Consider the following 3,208-nt stretch of genomic DNA (forward strand, 5'->3'; position numbering starts at 1 on the left):
GCCATTCAGCGTGTCGGCGCCGCCGCCGCCCTCCAGCACGTCGTTGCCCGCCCCGCCGGTCAGGATGTTCGCCCCGCGATCGCCGCCCAGGGCGTCGGCAAAGCTGCTGCCGAGGATATTCTCGACACCGCTTAACCGGCTGCCCTCGGAGCCGGACGCAAGCTGGGTGATCGTCACGCCTGATGTCGCATCGCTGTAATCGACGGTGTCGATGCCGTTGCCGCCGACCAGGACATCCGCTCCGCCGCCGCTCACCAGGACGTCGTCGCCATTGCCGCCGATCAGCGTGTCCGCGCCGGCCCCGGACCGGATCGTGTCGTTGCCGTCGCCGCCATCCATCAGATTGGCGCCGCTCAAGACATCGTTCCCGTCCAGCCCATAGACGAAGTGATCGGCGCCATACAGATCGGCGCGGTTGGTCAGGGTGATGGTGTCGTCACCATCCGTCGCGAAGACGTAGTACCGCCCGGTATCCGGAATGCCCGGATCGCCCGGAGTCCAGGGGGCGACGCCGATATTGACCGTCACGCCCTGGAAGGTCAGTTGCTCGTAATCGGCCTGCTGGAGACCGGTGGGAACCCAGTCGATGACCACACCCTTGCCGTCGGACCCGATGACATAGCTGCTGAGGTCCAGAATATCGGTGGCAGGCATTTCGCTCTCCCTCTGCGCCCAAGGCGCGCTGTGGCGAAAAATGGTTCGATGAATGCGACGGCATGGCCGGAAACCGCCGAATCGCGGGCTTCGAGGCGGTGCCATCTGCAGGATCTCGGCCGACCGGTGGAGCGTGGGCATCCCACGGCATCGATCGCCGACGGCTTCGGCCGCTACGCGGACGATCGATGAGTTCGCATTTCCCCCTCTTCAATATATTGTTTTGTTTTTATTGGTATTTTTTGAATTTGAACGACGACAACTGAATTTGCGCGATGCGCCGGCCTGTGGTTACGGCAACCTCATTCGAGGTAAAGAGGCCGGCCAGCCTTTGAAAACGGCTGACCCATCATATTCCTCTATGTCCGTCCTGGCCACACCGACCAGCGCGTCGTCCGTCCCCGGGGCCACCCGATCCTTCCGCGACCGCCCGGTCTGCTCTAGAACGGGATCAACCGCTTCAGCGATTGATCGAGATCATGGCCGATTCCAGCACGCCCCCGCGCACCGTCCGCCTGGCCGACTACCGCCTGCCCGCCTTCCTGATCGACACGGTCGAGCTGACCTTCGACCTGCGCGAGGACGGCGCGACGGTGACGTCCCGCCTGGCCATACGGCGCAACCCGGCCACCTCCGACCCCGCAGCACCACTGGTGCTGGACGGGCAGGATCTGAAACTGACCGGCATTGCGCTGGATGGCGAGGCGCTGGGCGACAACCGCTACACCGTCGATGCCGAGCATCTGACCGTGCCCGGCCTGCCCGATGTCTTCACCCTCGACATCACCGTCGAGATCGCGCCGCAGCAGAACACCACGATGCAGGGGCTCTACACCTCCGGCGGCAATTTCTGCACCCAGTGCGAGGCCGAGGGCTTCCGCCACATCACCTACTACCTCGACCGGCCGGACGTGCTGGCCCGCTTCACCACCACCATCGTCGCGGACCAGGCGAAATACCCGGTGCTGCTGTCAAACGGGAACCCGGTGGAAGCAGGTGCCGGCGAAGGCGGCCGCCATTGGGCGAAATGGGAGGACCCGTTCCCCAAGCCGTCCTACCTGTTCGCCCTGGTCGCCGGCGACCTGACGGTGGTGGAGGACAGCTTCACCACCCGGTCCGGCCGCGACATCGCCCTGAAGATCTTCACCCGCCCCGGCGACCACACCAAGGTCGACCACGCCATGCGGTCGCTGAAGGCCTCTATGGCCTGGACGAGCAGGCCTATGGCTTCGAATACGATCTCGACCTGTTCATGATCGTCGCCGTCTCCGACTTCAACATGGGGGCGATGGAGAACAAGGGGCTGAACATCTTCAACACGGCCCTGGTGCTGGCCAGCCGCGAGACCGCGACTGACGGCGATTTCCAGCGCGTCGAATCCGTGGTGGCGCACGAGTATTTCCACAACTGGACCGGCAACCGCATCACCTGCCGCGACTGGTTCCAGCTGTCGCTGAAGGAAGGGCTGACCGTCTTCCGCGACCAGGAATTCTCCGGCGACATGAACAGCCGCCCGGTGCAGCGCATCACCGATGTCCGCCGCCTGCGCGCGATCCAGTTCCCGGAGGATGCGGGCCCGATCGCGCACCCGATCCGGCCGGAAAGCTATATCGAGATCAACAACTTCTACACGCCGACGGTCTATGAGAAGGGGGCAGAGGTCATCCGCATGATCCACACCCTTCTCGGGCCCGCGGGCTACCGGAAGGGCATCGACCTCTATGTCGAGCGTCATGACGGCCACGCCGCGACCTGCGAGAATTTCGTCGCGGCGATGGAGGATGCCAGCGGGGTCGACCTGACCCTGTTCCGCCGCTGGTATTCCCAGGCCGGCACGCCGGAAATCTCGGTCGAGGAGGCCTGGGACGCCGCCGCCGGCCGATACAGCCTGACCATCGGCCAGTCGACCGGCCCAACGCCGGGCCAGCCGGACAAGCAGCCGCTGCATATCCCGGTTGCGCTCGGACTGCTCGACGCCCAGGGGCGCGACCTGCCGGTGCGCCTGGCCGGCGAGGCCGACGCCGCGCCCGGCACCCGCATCCTGTCGCTGACCCAGGCCAGCCAGCGCTTCGACATCGAGGGCCTGGCCGAACGGCCGGTGCCGTCGCTGTTCCGCGGCTTCTCCGCCCCGATCAAGCTGGCGACCCAGTTGCTGCTGGAAGGCGTGGCAAACCGCAAGGCCGGGCGCGACTGGCGCCTGGACCCCGATTTTGTTGCCGCGATCGGCCGGCTGCTCGACGATGCCGGGCTGGACGCCGCCTTCGTCGCCGAGGCGATGGGACTGCCGGGCGAATCCTTCCTGGCCGACCAGATGCCGGTGATCGACATCGAGGGCATTCATGCCGTGCGCGAATCGTCACGGCTGGCGATCGCCACCGCGCTGCGCGACCGGCTGCTGGCGGTGTACCGCGCCAATGACGATCACGGGCCGTTCGACGTCTCGGCCGCCGCGGTCGGCAAGCGTGCCCTGAAGAACGCCGCCCTGTCGTATCTCGCCCTGCTCCAGGGCGATGCCGAGGCGACGGCGCTGGTGCTGGCCCAGGCGCGCGGCGCC

3 protein-coding genes are annotated in these 3,208 nt (G+C 66.3%); 2 read left to right on the forward strand and 1 reads right to left on the reverse strand.

Annotated features, from left to right (window positions below; all coding sequences use genetic code 11):
• Positions 1–654, reverse strand: a 654-nt coding sequence (locus AC3XYG_RS13350) for a calcium-binding protein (protein ID WP_489140327.1), incomplete at its 3' end; no start/stop codon positions are given.
• Between the two features lie 479 nt (positions 655–1,133).
• Here AC3XYG_RS13350 and AC3XYG_RS13355 point away from each other — a divergent pair.
• Both AC3XYG_RS13355 and AC3XYG_RS13360 read left to right on the forward strand, forming a co-directional pair.
• Positions 1,134–1,910 (forward strand): gluzincin family metallopeptidase, encoded by a 777-nt coding sequence (locus AC3XYG_RS13355; protein WP_489140328.1) that lies wholly within the window; start codon positions 1,134–1,136, stop codon positions 1,908–1,910.
• Positions 1,907–3,208: DUF3458 domain-containing protein (locus AC3XYG_RS13360; protein WP_489140329.1), on the forward strand; the 1,302-nt coding region annotated here is incomplete at its 3' end. The genes AC3XYG_RS13355 and AC3XYG_RS13360, both read left to right, overlap by 4 nt.

Source organism: Inquilinus sp. (assembly GCF_057815775.1).

What these genes read in the sequence shown, in the direction of transcription:
- AC3XYG_RS13355 (WP_489140328.1), top strand. Translation starts at nt 1,134, where the DNA reads ATGGCCGATTCCAGCACGCCCCCGCGCACCGTCCGCCTGGCCGACTAC.